Source organism: Bacillus sp. AY18-3 (genome assembly GCF_008042305.1).
GTDB classification, from domain to species: domain Bacteria; phylum Bacillota; class Bacilli; order Bacillales; family Bacillaceae_G; genus Bacillus_A; species Bacillus_A wiedmannii.
In genome coordinates, this window is record NZ_QKQR01000015.1 from 90,834 (window position 1) to 109,629 (window position 18,796).

General features: G+C 38.5%; 16 protein-coding genes and 1 other annotated feature (1 of these 17 running past the window's edge). Of the genes, 14 read left to right on the plus strand and 2 right to left on the minus strand.

Features of this window, described 5'->3' with window-relative positions:
• Positions 1–151: a binding site (T-box leader), on the plus strand; it begins 74 nt to the left of the window's first position.
• A gap of 71 nt (positions 152–222) precedes the next feature.
• The 14 genes from ileS2 to pyrE all read left to right on the plus strand — a co-directional run bounded on the left by ileS2 (position 223) and on the right by pyrE (position 16,809).
• Positions 223–2,988, plus strand: coding sequence for an isoleucine--tRNA ligase (gene ileS2, locus DM800_RS14910; RefSeq protein WP_000455964.1), 2,766 nt, complete (start codon positions 223–225; stop codon positions 2,986–2,988).
• Between the two features lie 157 nt (positions 2,989–3,145).
• Positions 3,146–3,475 (plus strand): TraR/DksA C4-type zinc finger protein, encoded by a 330-nt coding sequence (locus DM800_RS14915; RefSeq protein WP_001004658.1) that lies wholly within the window; start codon positions 3,146–3,148, stop codon positions 3,473–3,475.
• 124 nt (positions 3,476–3,599) lie between these two features.
• Complete coding sequence (lspA, locus tag DM800_RS14920; protein WP_000642186.1) at positions 3,600–4,058, plus strand: lipoprotein signal peptidase LspA; 459 nt, start codon at positions 3,600–3,602, stop codon at positions 4,056–4,058.
• A gap of 4 nt (positions 4,059–4,062) precedes the next feature.
• Positions 4,063–4,971 carry an RluA family pseudouridine synthase gene (locus DM800_RS14925; protein WP_000005846.1) on the plus strand — a complete coding sequence of 303 codons (909 nt, stop codon included), beginning with the start codon at positions 4,063–4,065 and terminating at the stop codon, positions 4,969–4,971.
• Positions 4,972–5,174: 203 nt separating this feature from the next.
• Positions 5,175–5,717 (plus strand): bifunctional pyrimidine operon transcriptional regulator/uracil phosphoribosyltransferase, encoded by a 543-nt coding sequence (gene pyrR / locus DM800_RS14930; RefSeq protein ID WP_001156490.1) that lies wholly within the window; start codon positions 5,175–5,177, stop codon positions 5,715–5,717.
• A gap of 146 nt (positions 5,718–5,863) precedes the next feature.
• Complete coding sequence (gene uraA, locus DM800_RS14935; protein ID WP_147787111.1) at positions 5,864–7,147, plus strand: uracil permease; 1,284 nt, start codon at positions 5,864–5,866, stop codon at positions 7,145–7,147.
• Positions 7,148–7,295: 148 nt separating this feature from the next.
• The gene (pyrB, locus tag DM800_RS14940; RefSeq protein WP_088064303.1) at positions 7,296–8,210 is read left to right on the plus strand and encodes an aspartate carbamoyltransferase; all 915 of its coding nucleotides are present in this window, start codon (positions 7,296–7,298) and stop codon (positions 8,208–8,210) included.
• Positions 8,194–9,480 (plus strand): dihydroorotase, encoded by a 1,287-nt coding sequence (gene pyrC / locus DM800_RS14945; RefSeq protein ID WP_001108374.1) that lies wholly within the window; start codon positions 8,194–8,196, stop codon positions 9,478–9,480. Before pyrB ends, pyrC begins: the two co-directional genes overlap by 17 nt.
• Positions 9,477–10,574 (plus strand): carbamoyl phosphate synthase small subunit, encoded by a 1,098-nt coding sequence (locus DM800_RS14950; protein ID WP_000828668.1) that lies wholly within the window; start codon positions 9,477–9,479, stop codon positions 10,572–10,574. The genes pyrC and DM800_RS14950 overlap by 4 nt, the downstream gene beginning before the upstream one ends.
• Positions 10,559–13,777: a carbamoyl-phosphate synthase large subunit gene (gene carB, locus DM800_RS14955; protein WP_147787112.1), complete on the plus strand. Its 3,219-nt coding sequence runs from the start codon at positions 10,559–10,561 to the stop codon at positions 13,775–13,777. Before DM800_RS14950 ends, carB begins: the two co-directional genes overlap by 16 nt.
• Positions 13,774–14,553 carry a dihydroorotate oxidase B electron transfer subunit gene (gene pyrK / locus DM800_RS14960; RefSeq protein ID WP_000983346.1) on the plus strand — a complete coding sequence of 260 codons (780 nt, stop codon included), beginning with the start codon at positions 13,774–13,776 and terminating at the stop codon, positions 14,551–14,553. The genes carB and pyrK overlap by 4 nt, the downstream gene beginning before the upstream one ends.
• A complete protein-coding gene (gene pyrD / locus DM800_RS14965) occupies positions 14,550–15,479 on the plus strand; it encodes a dihydroorotate oxidase B catalytic subunit (RefSeq protein WP_001081053.1) in 930 nt (309 codons plus the stop codon). The genes pyrK and pyrD overlap by 4 nt, the downstream gene beginning before the upstream one ends.
• Positions 15,464–16,180, plus strand: a complete 717-nt coding sequence (gene pyrF, locus DM800_RS14970; protein WP_088608069.1) for an orotidine-5'-phosphate decarboxylase — start codon at positions 15,464–15,466, stop codon at positions 16,178–16,180. The genes pyrD and pyrF overlap by 16 nt, the downstream gene beginning before the upstream one ends.
• Complete coding sequence (pyrE, locus tag DM800_RS14975; RefSeq protein ID WP_000711449.1) at positions 16,177–16,809, plus strand: orotate phosphoribosyltransferase; 633 nt, start codon at positions 16,177–16,179, stop codon at positions 16,807–16,809. The genes pyrF and pyrE overlap by 4 nt, the downstream gene beginning before the upstream one ends.
• Before the next feature lie 115 nt (positions 16,810–16,924).
• Here the strand turns inward: pyrE and DM800_RS14980 are convergent, their stop codons facing one another.
• Both DM800_RS14980 and DM800_RS14985 read right to left on the minus strand, forming a co-directional pair.
• A complete protein-coding gene (locus DM800_RS14980; protein WP_001003934.1) occupies positions 16,925–17,179 on the minus strand; it encodes a YbeF family protein in 255 nt (84 codons plus the stop codon).
• Between the two features lie 167 nt (positions 17,180–17,346).
• Complete coding sequence (locus DM800_RS14985) at positions 17,347–18,732, minus strand: hypothetical protein (RefSeq protein WP_147787113.1); 1,386 nt, start codon at positions 18,730–18,732, stop codon at positions 17,347–17,349.
• Positions 18,733–18,796 lie beyond the last annotated feature (64 nt).

Genomic DNA, 18,796 nt, shown 5'->3' on the forward strand with positions numbered 1-18,796 from the left:
AAGGAGATAATGGGAATATCACCCTGGAGTTCCGCGCTGAACAAATAGAGTAAGCGTAGGCGTATATTCGCGTTAAGAATATAAAGAGGATTGTATACATACGTATAGGATCTACTAGGGTGGTACCGCGGGAGACTTTCTCGTCCCTTTTTGGGATGAGAAGGTCTCTTTTTTATTCCGTTTTTTAAGTGTTTCTTTTATACATGTAAGGAGGAATTGAGCATGGAGTACAAAAATACATTACTAATGCCAAAAACAGAGTTCCCAATGCGTGGGAATTTACCAAAACGTGAGCCTGCAATGCAAGAACAGTGGGCTGAAATGAATATTTATGAAAAGGTACAAGAACATACGAAAGGTCGTCCTTTATTTGTACTGCATGATGGACCTCCATATGCGAATGGTGACATTCATATGGGACATGCATTAAATAAAGTGTTAAAAGACTTTATTGTTCGTTATAAATCAATGACTGGTTACTGCGCACCATATGTACCGGGTTGGGATACACACGGTTTACCAATTGAGCAAGCTTTAACAAATAAAGGTGTAAAGCGTAAAGAAATGACAGTTGCTGAGTTCCGTAAGTTATGTGCAGAGTATGCATATGAACAAGTAGAACGTCAACGTGAACAATTTAAGCGTTTAGGTGTACGTGCAGATTGGGATAACCCATATATTACTTTAGAGCCGGCTTATGAAGCGCAACAAATTAAAGTGTTCGGTGATATGGCGAAAAAAGGTTATATCTATAAAGGGCAGAAACCAGTTTACTGGTCTCCAACGAGTGAATCAGCTTTAGCAGAAGCTGAAATTGAATACCAAGATAAAAAATCAGCATCTATTTACGTAGCATTCCCTGTAAAAGACGGAAAGAACGTATTAGAAGGTGATGAGAAATTCATTATCTGGACAACAACACCTTGGACGTTACCTGCAAACTTAGGTATTTCTGTTCACCCAGAACTTGAATACGCTATTGTAAAAGTAAATGATGAAAAATATATTATTGCTTCTGAACTATTTGAGACAGTTGCAAAAACGTTAGAGTGGGAAAATGCTGAAGTTGTGAAAACGGTAAAAGGTAGCGAACTTGAGTATACAGTTGCAAAACATCCATTCTACGATCGTGATTCATTAGTTATGCTAGGAGATCACGTAACAACAGATGCAGGTACAGGTTGTGTTCATACAGCACCAGGACACGGGGAAGATGACTTCGTTGTTGGTAAAAAGTATGGATTAGAAGTACTTTGCCCAGTTGATGATAAAGGTGTATTAACAAATGAAGCACCTGGATTTGAAGGCTTATTCTATGATAAAGCTAACAAGCCAATTACAGAAAAATTAGAAGAAGTAGGCGCGTTACTGAAGCTAACATTCATTACGCATTCATACCCACATGATTGGAGAACGAAAAAACCAATTATTTTCCGTGCGACAGCACAGTGGTTTGCATCTATTGAAGCGTTCCGTAAAGAATTATTAGAAGCTGTTGCGGAAACAAAATGGGTACCAGCATGGGGAGAAACTCGTCTTCATAATATGGTTCGTGACCGTGGTGACTGGTGTATTTCTCGTCAGCGTGCATGGGGTGTGCCAATCCCTGTATTCTATGCAGAGAATGGTGATCCAATTATTACAGATGAAACAATTAACCATGTAGCAGATTTATTCCGTGAGCACGGTTCTAACGTATGGTTTGAGCGTGAAGCGAAAGATCTATTACCAGAAGGATTTACACATACAGGTAGCCCAAATGGTGAATTCCGTAAAGAAACAGACATCATGGATGTATGGTTCGATTCAGGTTCTTCTCACCAAGCAGTATTAGAAGAGCGCGAAGACTTACAACGTCCAGCTGATTTATATTTAGAAGGATCTGACCAGTATCGTGGTTGGTTTAACTCTTCATTATCAACAGCAGTTGCTGTAACAGGTAAAGCTCCATATAAAGGCGTACTAAGCCATGGTTTCGTATTAGATGGTGAAGGTCGTAAAATGAGTAAGTCGATTGGAAACATCGTCGTACCGAAGAAAATTATGGATCAATTAGGTGGAGATATTTTACGCTTATGGGTATCTTCTGTTGACTATCAATCTGATGTACGTATTTCAGATGATATTTTAAAACAAGTAGCAGAAGTGTATCGTAAAATCCGTAACACATTCCGTTTCTTATTAGGAAACTTAGATGACTTTAAGCCAAGTGAAAATACAGTAGCTGTAGCTGAACTTCGTGAAGTAGATCGTTACATGTTAGTGAAATTAAATGACTTAATTACAAAAGTAAAAGAAGCATATGAAACATACGACTTCGCTGCTGTGTATCATGCAATTCATAACTTCTGTACAATTGATTTAAGTTCATTCTACTTAGACTTTGCAAAAGACATTTTATACATTGAAGGTGCAAACCATGAAGATCGTCGTGCAATTCAAACTGTATTATATGATGTTCTTGTTGCATTGACGAAACTTGTAACACCAATCTTACCGCATACAGCTGATGAAGTATGGCCATACATTCCGGGTGTAACAGAAGAAAGTGTACAATTAACTAATATGCCAGAAGCTGTACAATTAGATGGTGCGGAAGCATTAAAAACAAAATGGGATGCATTTATGACGCTGCGTGATGACGTATTAAAAGCGTTAGAAGTAGCTCGTAATGAGAAAGTAATCGGTAAGTCATTAAATGCAAGTATTACGCTATATCCGACTGTAGAAATGAAAACTATGTTAGAGTCTATTAGCGAAGACTTAAAGCAATTATTCATCGTTTCTGAGTATAAACTTGGTGGTATGATGGAAGAAGCGCCAGCAGATGCGCCGAAGTATGAGCATACAGCGGTTGTTGTTGCTCAAGCAACTGGTGAAACATGTGAACGTTGTTGGGTAGTTTCAGAAACAATTGGTAAAGACGCTGAACATGAAACGTTATGTGAGCGTTGTGCAACAGTTGTTAAAGAAAACTATGTAAAATAATAAAAAAACTGACTGTGCGTAAGTACAGTCAGTTTTTTTGTTGATGATATATTAAAATAACTTTCACTCTCTTTCCTATGAAGGAAAAATGTGTGTGAGGTAAGCATAGAAATTTCGGACACACTAATCGTACATTGCAGCTGGGAGGAATGTACACGTGAATGAAATGTATATGGAAATCAAAGAAGAATTGCAATTGATGCGAAAAGAGTTACAAGAGAGGCTAGCTAAAGAGGTCATGCACAAATATGATACAGAGTTTAGCGAAGAGCTTGGATATGAAATTAAGGAAGAGATAAAGAAAAAACTCCTATTACATGATATAAAAGAGGACTTAAAAGATGTAGAACGTGCATTATTTAAAATGGAAATAGATATGTATGGTATTTGTGAAGAAACGGGGAGAGCAATTTCGGTAAAACAAATGAAGACGATGCCGACTGCCCGTACCATTCATGAATTTTTCTATGAAAAAGTAAATGTATGAATGCGCACAACGATATTATATTACCTTTTTTTAATTTATTTTATTCTTCTATAAAGGTTCATTGTGAAAAGGTTGCAGCTATGCTAAAATTTTGAGGTACACTGTCTTTGTGGGGGAAATGAAAATGATATATTATGTAATAGCGTTATTTGTCATTGCCATCGATCAAATATCGAAATGGCTAATTGTAAAGAACATGGAATTGGGTACGAGCATTCCGATTATCGATAATGTATTATACATAACATCACATCGAAATAGAGGAGCTGCCTGGGGGATTTTAGAAAATAAAATGTGGTTTTTCTACATTATTACAGTCGTTTTTGTAGTATTTATCGTAATTTATATGCAAAAATATGCGAAAACAGACAAACTTCTAGGGATTTCATTAGGTCTAATATTAGGCGGAGCAATTGGTAATTTCATTGATCGTGTATTTAGACAAGAAGTAGTGGATTTCATTCACGTGTATATTTTCTCGTACAACTATCCAGTATTCAATATAGCTGATTCAGCATTATGTATTGGTGTTGTATTAATTATTATTCAAACATTATTAGAAGGCAAGAAAACGAAGGAGTAATTGGATGAGTGAAGTAGTACAAGTAACAGTTGCAGAAGAACAAAAAAGTGAGCGAATTGATAAATTCGTTGCAGAAATAAACAGTGAATGGTCACGTTCACAAGTACAACAATGGATTAAAGATGATGTCGTTACAGTTAATGGAAAATCGGTAAAAGTGAATTATAAAGTTAAAGAAAACGATGAAATTACAGTAACGATTCCTGATCCAGAAGAGTTAGATATCCAAGCAGAAGATATGGGCTTAGAAATTTATTATGAAGATGCAGATGTACTCGTTGTAAATAAGCCACGTGGTATGGTTGTACATCCAGCTCCAGGGCATACAAGCGGTACGCTTGTAAACGGACTTATGCACCATTGTACAGACCTGTCAGGTATTAACGGTGTAATGCGTCCTGGTATTGTGCATCGTATTGATAAAGATACATCTGGACTATTAATGGTTGCTAAAAATGATGTGGCGCATGAGTCACTTGTAAATCAACTTGTAGCAAAAACAGTAACAAGACGTTACAAAGCGATTGTACACGGTGTGATTCCGCATGATAAAGGAACGATCGATGCGCCAATTGGTCGCGATAAGAAAGAACGTCAAAGCATGACAGTTGATGAAAATGGTAAGAATGCTGTTACACACTTCCAGGTGTTAGAACGCTTTAAAGATTTTACACTTGTAGAATGTCGCTTAGAAACGGGACGTACGCATCAAATTCGTGTTCATATGAAATATATTGGCTATCCACTTGCAGGAGATCCGAAGTATGGTCCGAAGAAAACATTAGACATGAATGGACAAGCACTTCACGCAGGTATTTTAGGGTTTGACCATCCTCGTACTGGTGAATATATTCAGTTTGAGGCACCGATTCCAGAAGTGTTTGAAGACGCATTAAATATTTTACGGAAATAGTATTGACAAATCATAAGAAAACTGAGATACTGACAACAGTTAAATAATGATCCTTTAACACAGCCCCGTGAGGTTGAGAAGGTAACGGTTTGAAATACATAGGGTATGCTGTACCCTTTTTTCAAAAGTCCTCTCGCACACGCTGAGAGGACTTTTTTTATACCATTACTCTCACGCAAGAAAAAAGCTTGGAGGTGTAGAGCATGCAAGAGAAAGCTGTCGTTTTAGATGACCAAATGATTCGCCGCGCTTTAACACGAATTAGTCATGAAATCGTGGAACGAAATAAAGGTGTCGATAATTGTGTTCTTGTCGGAATTAAAACTCGTGGAATTTTTATTGCACAACGTTTGGCAGAACGAATTGGTCAAATTGAAGGAAAAGAAATGGAAGTTGGAGAGCTAGATATTACGTTATATCGTGATGATTTAACACTACAATCGAAAAATGAAGAACCACTTGTAAAAGGTTCTGATATCCCTGTAGATATTACGAAGAAAAAAGTTATCCTTGTGGATGATGTATTATATACAGGAAGAACAGTTCGAGCAGCAATGGATGCTCTTATGGATTTAGGTAGACCATCACAAATCCAACTGGCGGTTCTTGTTGATAGAGGTCATCGTGAACTACCAATTCGCGCTGATTATGTAGGAAAGAACATTCCAACATCAAGTGAAGAGCGTATCGAAGTTGATTTGCAAGAGACAGATCAACAAGATCGAGTAAGCATATACGATAAGTAAAGCCCTTTTAAATGTAGTCCTGTGAGGCTGCCAAAGGGTCTTGGCTTTCATATGTCAAATTTGGCATACGAAAGTGTAGGACTCTTTGTGCACAGGCACAAAGAGTTTTTTTATTGCAAAGATTTAAACTGAAGGAGGATGTAACAATGGAACAAAAGCCAGTGTTAGACGTTAATGAAGTACCGAAACCGGGAAAATGGTTATTTTTAAGTATACAACATTTGTTCGCGATGTTTGGATCAACAGTGCTTGTTCCGTTTTTAACAGGATTGAATCCGTCAGTAGCATTAATATCAAGTGGATTAGGAACGCTAGCGTTTCTTCTTATAACGAAAGGTCAAGTACCTGCCTATCTAGGATCATCATTCGCCTTTATCGCACCGATTATAACAGCGAAAACAGCAGGTGGACCTGGAGCAGCAATGCTTGGTGGTTTGTTTGCAGGACTTGTGTACATCTTAATCTCACTCGGAATTAAGAAGTCAGGATCAGAGTGGATTATGAAATTACTTCCGCCAATCGTAGTTGGTCCAGTCGTAATGGTAATCGGTCTAGCTTTAGCACATACAGCAGTTAACATGGCGATGAACGGTGCGGATGGCAAATATAGCTTTACACACTTTTCAGTAGCATTAGTAACATTAGCAATTACAATTATCTGCTCTATATTCGGAAGAGGGTTTTTCAGTATCATACCAGTGTTACTGGGCATTATCGGCGGATATATCTTTGCTTACTTCCAAGGGCTAGTAAACTTAAAGCCGGTAGCTGAGGCAAAATGGTTTGTTGTACCAGATTTCACAGTACCATTAGTAACATATACTCCGGAGTTTTCGTGGAAGATTGTACTCTTGATGGTACCAGTAGCATTAGTAACAATTTCAGAACATATCGGACATCAAATTGTACTAGGAAATGTTATTAAAAGAGATTTAATTGAAAAACCAGGTTTACATCGCTCAATCTTCGGTGATGGAATAGCAACATTGATTGCATCGCTAATAGGTGGACCACCGAATACAACGTATGGTGAAAACATCGGTGTGTTAGCAATTACGAGAGCATACAGTGTATACTTATTCATCGGCTCAGCAGTGTTTGCAATCATGTTCGGATTTATCGGTAAGATTTCTGCACTGATTCATTCCATCCCAACACCAGTTATGGGTGGTGTATCAATCTTACTATTCGGTGTAATTGCATCAAGCGGATTACGCATGATGGTAGATGATAAAACAGACCTAAGTGACAAACGAAACTTAATGATTGCATCAGTAATACTAGTAATCGGTATTGGTGGAGCGGTACTCCACGTAGGAGAATCGTTCCAAGTAGAAGGAATGGCACTAGCAGCAATTGTGGGTGTACTATTAAATCTACTACTACCAGAAACGAAACAAATAAAACAATCTAAGCAGATTGCTTCATAATAATAACCTTTTAATTCAGTCCTGTGAGACCGGAAAGGGTGGCTTCTTCCTTGCACCCTAGTCTCAAATGACTAGGGTATTTTTATACAAAAGTTGTTATAAAAATACAAAAGTGGTAACATAAAAATCAGAAAGATGAGGGATGACGATGAGCCATTTGTTAACGATGAGTGAATTATCGGAAGTAGAAATTTCAGAAATCCTAAAAGACTCAGAAGATTTCGCGAATGGAAAAGAGAGCAAAACGACAGAGCAAACTTTTGTTGCGAACTTGTTCTTTGAGAATAGTACGAGAACGAGATTTAGCTTTGAAGTTGCCGAGAAGAGATTAGGACTTGAAGTTTTAAACTTTTCAGCGGATGCATCAAGCGTACAAAAAGGAGAAACTTTATACGATACGATAAGAACACTGGAATCAATCGGAACAAAAGCGGTGATCGTCCGCCATGAGCAAGATCGCTACTTCGATGAACTAAAAGAACAGGTAAATATCCCAATCTTAAACGCTGGAGATGGATGTGGAAACCATCCAACGCAGTGCCTACTCGATCTTCTTACAATTAAACAAGAGTTTGGAAGATTTGAAGGATTAAAGATTGCGATAGTAGGAGATATTCGTCATAGCCGAGTAGCACGTTCTAATGCAGAAGCATTAACGAAACTGGGTGCAACAATTTACTTTGCAAGTCCAGAAGAGTGGAAAGATGAAGACAGCACGTTTGGAACATACAAACCATTAGATGAACTTGTTCCAGAAGTGGATGTAATGATGTTACTTCGTGTACAACATGAGCGTCATGATCATTATGAAACAGACATTATGAAAGAGTATCATGAGAAACACGGATTAACAGTGGAAAGAGAAAAGCGTATGAAAGAAGGAAGCATTATTATGCATCCAGCTCCTGTAAACCGTGATGTTGAAATTGCAAGTGAACTTGTTGAGTGTGAGCGTTCACGCATATTTAAACAAATGGAAAATGGAGTTTACGTAAGAATGGCTGTACTAAAACGCGCCTTACCAAATGTATTAGGAGGAATGAAACATGAATTACTTGTTTAAAAATGGTCGTTATATGAATGAAGAAGGAAAAATCGTAGCAACAGATCTTCTCGTACAAGACGGTAAAATCGCTAAGGTAGCAGAAAATATTACGGCAGATAATGCTGAAGTAATCGATGTGAACGGAAAGTTAATCGCACCTGGATTAGTAGATGTACACGTACATCTTCGTGAACCAGGTGGTGAACATAAAGAAACAATTGAAACAGGTACACTAGCAGCGGCAAAAGGTGGGTTCACTACAATTTGTGCAATGCCAAATACACGCCCAGTACCAGATTGCAGAGAACATATGGAAGACTTGCAAAATCGTATTAAAGAAAAAGCGCATGTCAACGTACTACCATACGGAGCAATTACAGTACGCCAAGCTGGTTCTGAAATGACAGATTTCGAAACATTAAAAGAACTTGGAGCATTTGCTTTCACTGATGACGGTGTAGGCGTACAAGATGCTAGCATGATGTTAGCTGCTATGAAGCGTGCAGCGAAATTAAATATGGCAGTAGTTGCGCATTGTGAAGAGAATACTCTTATTAATAAAGGTTGTGTACATGAAGGGAAGTTTTCTGAGAAACACGGATTAAACGGTATCCCATCAGTATGTGAATCTGTACATATTGCAAGGGATATACTGCTTGCTGAAGCGGCAGATTGTCACTATCACGTATGTCACGTAAGTACGAAAGGTTCTGTACGCGTAATTCGAGATGCGAAACGCGCTGGAATTAAAGTAACAGCAGAAGTAACACCTCATCACTTAGTGTTATGTGAAGATGATATCCCATCAGCTGATCCTAACTTTAAAATGAACCCGCCGCTTCGTGGAAAAGAAGACCACGCAGCACTAATTGAAGGTTTATTAGATGGAACAATTGATATGATCGCAACTGATCATGCACCGCATACAGCGGAAGAGAAAGCGCAAGGAATTGAAAGAGCACCATTCGGAATTACTGGTTTTGAAACAGCATTCCCACTTCTATACACAAACCTTGTGAAAAAAGGAATTATTACATTAGAGCAGTTAATTCAATTCTTAACAGAAAAACCAGCTGATACATTCGGCTTAGAAGCAGGTCGCCTGAAAGAAGGTAGAACAGCTGATATTACAATCATTGATTTAGAACAAGAAGAAGAGATTGACCCAACAACATTCTTATCAAAAGGAAAAAATACACCATTCGCAGGTTGGAAATGCCAAGGATGGCCGGTAATGACAATCGTTGGTGGTAAGATCGCATGGCAAAAGGAGAGTGCATTAGTATGAAAAGACAACTTATCTTAGAAGATGGAACAGTATTAATTGGAAAAGGTTTCGGAGGAGAAATCGAAAAGTCAGGTGAGGTTGTATTTACAACAGGAATGACTGGATATCAAGAAACATTATCTGATCCATCATATTGCGGTCAAATCGTAACATTCACGTACCCATTAATCGGAAACTACGGCATCAACCGTGACGATTTTGAATCAATTCACCCATCTGTAAATGGTTTAATCGTAAACGAAATTTGTGATCATCCATCAAACTTCCGTAATGAAATTTCGTTAAATGATTACTTAAAAGAAAGAAATATTCCAGGGTTAGCAGGAATTGATACAAGAAAATTAACGAGAAAAATTCGTCAATACGGTACATTACGTGGACGTCTATGTAACATGGATGCAGATGTAGAATACATCGTGAGCCAATTAAAAGCGACAGTATTTACAGATCACGTGAAACGCGTATCAACGAAAGATCCATACCCAAGCCCAGGCCGTGGACACCGAGTTGTACTTGTAGACTTCGGAATGAAACATGGTATTTTACGAGAATTAAATAAACGTGACTGTGATGTAATTGTAGTACCTTACAATACAACAGCAGAAGAAATTTTACGTCTTAGCCCAGATGGAATTATGTTAAGTAACGGACCTGGAGATCCAAAAGATGTACCAGAAGCAATTGAAATGTTAAAAGACATTATCGGTAAAGTTCCTTTATTCGGAATTTGCTTAGGACATCAACTATTCGCTCTAGCATCTGGTGCGAATACAAGTAAGTTAAAATTCGGTCACCGTGGTTTAAACCATCCGGTAAAACATCTTGCAACTGGAAAAGTAGCAATTACATCTCAAAATCATGGTTACGCAGTAGAAGAAGAATCAGTTAAAAATACAGAACTTGAAATTACACATGTTGCTTTAAATGATGGAACAGTAGAAGGTCTTCGTCATACGAAGTTCCCAGCATTTACAGTGCAATACCATCCAGAAGCTTCTGCAGGACCAGAAGATGCAAACGATTTGTTCGAAGATTTCTTAGCAATGATTGAAAACTTCAAGAAAGAAGGGGAAGAGTTATGCCAAAACGCCTAGACATTAACACAATTTTAGTAATCGGATCAGGACCAATTGTAATTGGGCAAGCAGCAGAGTTTGACTACTCTGGTACACAAGCTTGTCAATCTCTTAGAGAAGAAGGTTACAAAGTAATTCTTGTTAACTCTAACCCAGCAACAATTATGACAGATACTGCAACGGCAGATAAAGTATATATAGAACCATTAACACTAGAATTCGTAAGCCGTATCATTCGTAAAGAACGTCCAGATGCAATCTTACCAACATTAGGTGGTCAAACAGGCCTGAATATGGCTGTTGAACTTGCGAAATCAGGCATACTTGAAGAGTGCGGAGTTGAAATTTTAGGAACAAAATTATCAGCAATCGAGCAAGCGGAGGATCGTGATTTATTCCGTACCTTAATGCAGGAATTAAATGAACCAATTCCATCTAGTACCATTATTCATACGCTAGAAGAAGCACATGAATTTGTAAAAGAAATTGGATATCCAGTTATTGTTCGCCCAGCATTTACAATGGGGGGAACAGGTGGCGGAATCTGTAGTAATGAAGAAGAACTAATTGAAATCGTATCAGGTGGATTAAAACATAGTCCGGTAACACAATGTTTATTAGAAAAGAGCATTGCTGGTTGTAAGGAAATTGAATATGAAGTAATGCGTGATTCAAATGATAACGCGATTGTAGTATGTAACATGGAAAATATCGATCCAGTTGGGGTTCACACAGGTGATTCTATCGTTGTAGCACCGAGCCAAACATTAAGTGACCGTGAATATCAAATGTTACGAAACACTTCATTACGAATTATTCGTGCATTAGGAATTGAAGGTGGATGTAACGTTCAGCTTGCACTTGATCCACATAGTTTCCAATATTATGTAATCGAAGTAAACCCGCGTGTAAGTCGTTCATCTGCACTAGCATCTAAAGCAACTGGATATCCAATTGCGAAGCTAGCGGCAAAAATTGCAGTCGGTTTAACATTAGATGAAATTATAAATCCAGTAACACAAAAAACATATGCTTGTTTCGAACCAGCATTAGACTATGTTGTTTCAAAAATTCCACGCTGGCCATTTGATAAGTTTGAATCAGCAAACAGAACACTCGGTACACAAATGAAGGCAACTGGTGAAGTTATGTCAATCGGACGTAACTTAGAGCAATCATTATTAAAAGCGATTCGTTCTTTAGAACTTGGTGTTTATCACTTAGAGTTAGAGCATTTAAAAGAGCTTGATAAAGAGACAATGAAAAAACGCATTATAAAAGCTGATGATGAGCGACTGTTTATTGTAGCAGAAGCAATTCGTCAAGGTGTAACGAAAGAAGAAATCAACAATTGGTGTGAAATGGACTTCTTCTTCTTACAAAAAGTTGAAAATATCGTAAATATGGAACGCGAAGTAAAAGCAAATGTAGGAAATATTGAAGTATTACAATTAGCGAAAGAAATGGGCTTCAGTGACCATTACATCGCCAATGCTTGGAACAAAACAGAGCGTGAAATTTACGATATGCGTAAAGAAAGCAATATAACTCCTGTTTATAAAATGGTAGATACTTGTGCGGCAGAGTTTGAATCTGCAACACCATACTACTACAGCACATATGGTGACGAGAATGAATCGGTTAGAACAGATCGTAAGAGTGTAGTAGTTCTAGGATCTGGTCCAATCCGTATCGGTCAAGGTGTTGAGTTTGACTATGCAACAGTTCACTCTGTATGGGCAATTAAAGAAGCGGGATATGAGGCAATCATTGTTAATAACAATCCAGAAACAGTTTCAACAGACTTCAGTATTTCTGACAAATTATACTTTGAACCATTAACAATCGAAGATGTAATGCACATTATCGATTTAGAAAAGCCAGAAGGTGTTATCGTCCAATTCGGTGGACAAACGGCAATTAACTTAGCTGCTAAATTAGAGGCTCACGGTGTGAAAATCTTAGGAACATCACTTGAAGATTTAGACCGTGCAGAAGATCGTGATAAGTTTGAAGCAGCTCTAACACAACTTGGTATTCCGCAACCAGTTGGTAAAACAGCAACGACTGTAGAGCAAGCGGTAGCAATCGCTGACAAAATTGGCTACCCAGTATTAGTAAGACCATCTTACGTACTAGGTGGACGCGCGATGGAAATCGTATATCGTCAAGAAGAACTGCTGCACTACATGAAAAATGCGGTTAAAGTTCACGCAGATCACCCAGTATTAATCGATCGTTACATGGTTGGTAAAGAAATTGAAGTAGATGCAATTTCAGACGGTGAGAATGTATTCATTCCAGGTATTATGGAACATATTGAACGCGCTGGAGTTCACTCTGGTGACTCAATCGGAGTATATCCACCGCAAAGCTTATCTGCAAAACTGAAAGAACAAATTATTGAACATACAATTGCACTTGGAAAAGGTTTAAACATTGTAGGATTACTAAACATTCAGTTTGTAGTATTCAAAGATGAAGTGTATGTAATTGAAGTAAATCCACGTGCGAGCCGTACAGTACCATTCTTAAGTAAAATTACAGGCGTACCGATGGCGAATGTTGCAACGAAAGTTATTTTAGGTCAAGATCTTGTAGAACAAGGATATGGAACTGGTTATCACCCAGAAGAGAAAGAAGTGTATGTAAAAGCACCGGTATTCTCATTTGCGAAGCTACGTTCAGTTGATACAACATTAGGACCTGAAATGAAATCAACAGGGGAAGTAATGGGTAAAGACTTAACACTTGAAAAAGCATTATACAAAGGGTTAGTTGCTTCAGGAATTAACATCCCAACGCACGGATCAGTAATCATCACTGTAGCGGATAAAGATAAAGAAGAAGCAATGGAAATTGCAAAACGTTTCCACGAAATCGGTTATAACTTATTAGCAACAGCTGGAACAGCACAATCGTTAGCAGAGCAAAACATTCCAGTGCAAGTTGTAAATAAAATTGATTCTGAAGAATACAACTTACTTGATATTATCCGTCAAGGAAAAGCACAGTTTGTAATCAATACATTAACAAAAGGCAAACAACCAGCGCGTGATGGTTTCCGCATTCGCCGTGAATCAGTAGAAAATGGTGTGGCTTGCTTAACATCACTTGATACAACGAGAGCAATCTTACGAGTACTAGAATCTATGACATTCTCAGCTCATTCAATGAAAGAAATTACGCAAACGAAGCGTCACGAGGTGGTACATGCATGATGCAAAAGCAAAATATGATCGTCGTTAACCAAAAAGAAATCGCAAAAAACATTTACGAATTAGTGCTTCAAGGGGATCTAGTGCAGCAAATGAACGATCCAGGGCAGTTTGTACACATTAAGGTAGCAGAGGGCATTACGCCCCTTCTGCGCCGCCCAATTAGTATTTGTAATGTCGATCAAGACAAGAACGAATTTACAATGCTATATCGTGCGGAAGGACAAGGAACAAAAACATTAGCGAAAAGAAAACAAGGCGAACTTGTAGATGTGTTAGGGCCACTTGGACATGGTTTTCCTGTAGAAGAAGCGGAAGCTGGACAAACGGCTCTGTTAGTTGGAGGGGGAATTGGTGTACCACCACTATATGAATTGTCACAGCGTCTTGTAGCAAAGGGAGTACGCGTTATTCACATCTTAGGTTTCCAAACGAAAGATGTTGTCTTCTATGAAGAGAAATTCGCAGAGCTTGGTGATACGTATGTTGCAACAGTTGATGGTACGCATGGTACAGAAGGCTTTGTAACAGATGTAATTGATAGCTATGGAATTGACTTTGACATTCTATACTCATGTGGACCTTTAGCGATGCTTCGTGCATTAGAAGGACGCTATAAAGAGAGAAAAGCCTACATTTCATTAGAAGAGCGTATGGGCTGTGGCATTGGAGCATGTTTCGCATGTGTATGTCATTTACAAGCAGATCCGAGTGGACATTCTTACAAGAAGGTGTGTAGCGACGGACCAGTATTTCCAATCGGGGAGGTTGTACTATGAACAGATTGCAAGTTGAATTACCAGGGTTATCATTAAAAAATCCAATCATCCCAGCATCTGGTTGCTTCGGATTTGGTCGTGAGTATGCACAGTTCTATGATTTAAGTGTACTTGGATCAATTATGATTAAAGCGACAACAGAACAGCCTCGTTACGGAAACCCAACGCCTCGTGTTGCGGAAACACCAGGCGGAATGCTAAATGCAATCGGGCTTCAAAATCCTGGATTAGAAAAGGTAATGAATTCTGAGTTACCTTTTCTCGAGCAATTTGATCTTCCGATTATTGCGAATGTTGCTGGCTCACAAGCTGAGGATTATGTAGCAGTTGCGAAAGAAATTTCAAAGGCACCTAATGTTCATGCGCTAGAATTAAATATTTCTTGTCCAAACGTAAAAACGGGTGGTATCGCTTTTGGTACGAATCCTGAAATTGCTGCTGATTTAACGAAGCGAGTAAAAGAGGTTTCTGAAGTACCGGTATATGTGAAATTGTCACCGAACGTGGCAAACATTGTGGAGATTGCAAAAGCAATTGAAAATGCGGGTGCGGACGGTTTAACGATGATTAATACATTGCTTGGTATGCGTCTAGATTTAAAAACAGCTAAACCAATTTTAGCAAACCGTACAGGCGGATTATCAGGTCCTGCGATTAAGCCAGTAGCAATTCGTATGGTACATGAAGTAAGCCAAGCGGTTAACATTCCGATTATCGGAATGGGTGGTATTGAAACTGCGGAAGATGTAATTGAATTCTTCTATGCTGGCGCAAGTGCGGTTGCAGTTGGAACAGCGAACTTTATCGATCCGTTCGTATGTCCGACAATTATTGAAGAATTACCAGCATTACTAGATGAATTAGGATTTGATCACATTTCGGAATGTCAAGGAAGGAGCTGGAAGCAAACATGTCACAGTCGTTAATCGTTGCACTAGATTTTCCAGGGAAACAAGATGTAGAACAATTCTTACACCACTTTGAAGGGGAAGAGTTATTTGTCAAAGTGGGTATGGAGTTATTTTACAAAGAAGGCCCTGCGATTATTACGTACTTAAAAGAAAAAGGGCATAAGATCTTCCTAGATTTAAAACTTCATGATATTCCGAATACAGTAAAAAGCGCTATGCGTAGCCTAGCTAGTCTAGATGTTGATATGGTAAATGTTCATGCTGCTGGGGGAAGCAGTATGATGAAAGCTGCGATTGAGGGATTAGAGGAAGGTAAGCAAGAAGGAAAAGAGAGACCGATTTGTATTGCAGTTACACAACTAACAAGCACTTCGGAAGCTATGATGAAAAAAGAGATTGGCATTGAGAAAACGTTAGAAGAAGCGGTTGCTCATTATGCAAAACTAACGAAAGAAAGTGGACTTGATGGTGTTGTTTGTTCAACACTTGAAGTTCCGAAATTACGTGAAGTATGCGGAAATGAATTTGTAACAGTAACACCGGGGATTCGTCTTGCAAGCGATGATGTAAATGACCAGGTGCGCGTAGCAACACCGAAACGTGCGAGGGAACTTGGCTCAAGCTACATCGTAGTTGGACGTAGTATTACAAAAGCGGAAAATCCGCTTGAAGCGTATAAAATAGTAAAACAACAGTGGGAAGGTGTAACAGTATGAAAAAAGAAATCGCATCGCATTTATTAGAAATTGGAGCAGTATTTTTACAACCGAATGATCCATTCACTTGGTCTTCAGGTATGAAATCACCAATTTATTGTGATAATCGTTTAACTTTATCTTATCCAAAAGTACGTCAAGCGATTGCAGCTGGATTAGAAGAGTTAATTAAAGAGCACTTCCCAACTGTAGAAGTTATTGCAGGAACAGCAACTGCTGGTATTGCGCACGCTGCATGGGTAAGCGATCGTATGGATTTACCAATGTGCTACGTACGTAGTAAAGCAAAAGGTCACGGTAAAGGGAACCAAATTGAAGGAAAAGCTGAAAAAGGTCAAAAAGTAGTAGTAGTAGAAGACTTAATTTCAACTGGCGGTAGTGCAATTACATGTGTAGAAGCACTTCGCGAAGCTGGATGTGAAGTATTAGGAATCGTATCAATCTTCACATACGAGCTAGAAGCAGGAAAAGAAAAACTAGAAGCAGCTAACGTAGCATCATACTCTTTAAGCGACTACAGTGCATTAACTGAAGTAGCAGCAGAAAAAGGTATGATCGGACAAGCTGAAACGAAAAAATTACAAGAGTGGCGTAAAAATCCAGCAAACGAAGCTTGGATCACAGCGTAACACGAAAAAGACGACCGCGGGGGAACGCGGTCGTCTTTTTTATATCATTGCTAAAATTTTATGTGAAGTTCCATCGACATCAAAGAAAATCATATGACAATATCCTTGTTAATAATTATTTAGCATTTTCCGCAACTTCATATCCTCTTACAAACAATAGCGTCATATAAGAAACAATAAATGAGAAAATGCTATACATGCCAACCCAAAAGAAAAATTTTGGAGTGAAGGCGATAACACCTATTATTAAAAAACTAGCAAACGTTACAATCGGCATTACGTAATACGTTTTCGTCTTGCGCGTTCCAATAACAGAAACGATAAAGATAAGTAATGGACAAATTAATAAGACGAAAATCAATTCATTCATAGTTATGTCCCCTTTTCTAATGGAAGTAATCTGTTTCTCGTAAACGTTTTGGAATAAATACTCTCTTAATATAATTTCGCTAACAAATACATAACTCCTTTTGAAAGCCAGTAATTCATGATGAATTTTACAATAAAAAAACATAAGCAAGAGAACACTTGCTTATGTTATAGGATAAACATCGCAACGATTGTGGTGACAATTAAGCCAATCACAACCGGTAAAAAATTTCGTCTTGCAAGTTCAAATGGATCCACTTTACAAATGGCAGCGGCAGGAATAAGCGCCCAAGGAATTAAAGTCCCGCCTCCGGTCCAGATTGCAGCAATTTGCCCGAGTGCTGTTAATGTAGCTGTTCCATGCCCAAGTGCTGTTCCGAAAAGATTGGCAATTGAACCAGCAAGTGATATACCAGAAAAGCCAGATCCATCTAATCCAGTTATGATGCCAACGATAGTTAATGTTCCCGCCGATACATATTGGTTTAAAGGAACAGTTTGAGATAAGGCGATCCCTAAGTCGTTAATGATTCCATGTGAACCTTTCGGTAAATAGTCTCCGATAATTTTTACAAAACCGCTATCTCCTAAATAAAAGAGTGCAGCAATTGGAATAACTGGGCCGAAAATTTTAAATCCAAATTGGAGCCCTTCTATAAAATAATCGGTCGTTTTATTCAGTCCATTTCCTTTGTAAGCGATGAGGGAAATAATGATAATCATAATAACAGTCGTCCCGCCGATAAGTGCAGTTGCGTCGCTTCCTTGTAGTTTAAATTGAATCATGCAAAGGATATCGATGGCATATACGATCGGAATACAAATAGCGAGCCATTTTTTTGTCCGAGGAGATAATGAAGTGAGCGTTTTAGAAGACTCAGTTGATGGGATAGATTCTTGTATAGATAAGCCTGTATGGAATTCTTTTCGTAAGAAGAAAAATGCGACGGAAGTTGTCACAATACCCATAACGATAACGAGGGGAACACTGGCAGAAACAACGCTAGAAACAGGAAGACCAGCAGCATCCGCTGTTAATTTCTGTGCACCTTGAATAACGAAGTCACCAGATAAGGCGATGCCGTGTCCGAACAAGTTCATAGCAATGGCAACTCCAATTGGCGGAAGGCCGACGCGTACAGCGACGGGTAATAAAATAGCTCCCATTAAAGCGACAGCTGGAGAAGGCCAAAAGAAGAAAGAAATTGTCATCATTAAAAGGCCGATAATCCAGTAGGCGAGGGTAGGGGTACGAATCATCTTTGTAAATGGTGAAATCATCGTATCATTTATGCCAGTATGAACGAGTAGATTGCTCATTGATACGATAATAGAGATGATTAATATAGTTGGTAATAGTTCAGTAATAGCGTAAATGAAACTTTGAAAAATACCGCTAACGGCAAGAGGGATAGAACTTGTAGCAGTTAATGCTAATAAAAAGATAAAAACGATACAAATAATCGTCGTATCTTTCCGGAGAATAAAAAAAGTAATAATAGTGAGTAAACAAAGAATATAGAGAGCATGCAACAGCGTTAATTCAACTCCCATAACATTCACATCCTTTAGGCATTCGTGTAGTTTATTGTATGAAAGCAGTAAAAGTATGTGAGTA

What these genes read in the sequence shown, in the direction of transcription:
- carB (WP_147787112.1), top strand. Translation starts at nt 10,559, where the DNA reads ATGCCAAAACGCCTAGACATTAACACAATTTTAGTAATCGGATCAGGA.
- lspA (WP_000642186.1), top strand. Translation starts at nt 3,600, where the DNA reads ATGATATATTATGTAATAGCGTTATTTGTCATTGCCATCGATCAAATA.
- pyrD (WP_001081053.1), top strand. Translation starts at nt 14,550, where the DNA reads ATGAACAGATTGCAAGTTGAATTACCAGGGTTATCATTAAAAAATCCA.
- DM800_RS14950 (WP_000828668.1), top strand. Translation starts at nt 9,477, where the DNA reads ATGAAAAGACAACTTATCTTAGAAGATGGAACAGTATTAATTGGAAAA.
- DM800_RS14925 (WP_000005846.1), top strand. Translation starts at nt 4,063, where the DNA reads ATGAGTGAAGTAGTACAAGTAACAGTTGCAGAAGAACAAAAAAGTGAG.
- pyrB (WP_088064303.1), top strand. Translation starts at nt 7,296, where the DNA reads ATGAGCCATTTGTTAACGATGAGTGAATTATCGGAAGTAGAAATTTCA.
- ileS2 (WP_000455964.1), top strand. Translation starts at nt 223, where the DNA reads ATGGAGTACAAAAATACATTACTAATGCCAAAAACAGAGTTCCCAATG.
- pyrR (WP_001156490.1), top strand. Translation starts at nt 5,175, where the DNA reads ATGCAAGAGAAAGCTGTCGTTTTAGATGACCAAATGATTCGCCGCGCT.
- uraA (WP_147787111.1), top strand. Translation starts at nt 5,864, where the DNA reads ATGGAACAAAAGCCAGTGTTAGACGTTAATGAAGTACCGAAACCGGGA.
- DM800_RS14985 (WP_147787113.1), bottom strand. Translation starts at nt 18,732, where the DNA reads ATGGGAGTTGAATTAACGCTGTTGCATGCTCTCTATATTCTTTGTTTA.
- pyrC (WP_001108374.1), top strand. Translation starts at nt 8,194, where the DNA reads ATGAATTACTTGTTTAAAAATGGTCGTTATATGAATGAAGAAGGAAAA.
- pyrE (WP_000711449.1), top strand. Translation starts at nt 16,177, where the DNA reads ATGAAAAAAGAAATCGCATCGCATTTATTAGAAATTGGAGCAGTATTT.
- DM800_RS14980 (WP_001003934.1), bottom strand. Translation starts at nt 17,179, where the DNA reads ATGAATGAATTGATTTTCGTCTTATTAATTTGTCCATTACTTATCTTT.
- pyrF (WP_088608069.1), top strand. Translation starts at nt 15,464, where the DNA reads ATGTCACAGTCGTTAATCGTTGCACTAGATTTTCCAGGGAAACAAGAT.
- pyrK (WP_000983346.1), top strand. Translation starts at nt 13,774, where the DNA reads ATGATGCAAAAGCAAAATATGATCGTCGTTAACCAAAAAGAAATCGCA.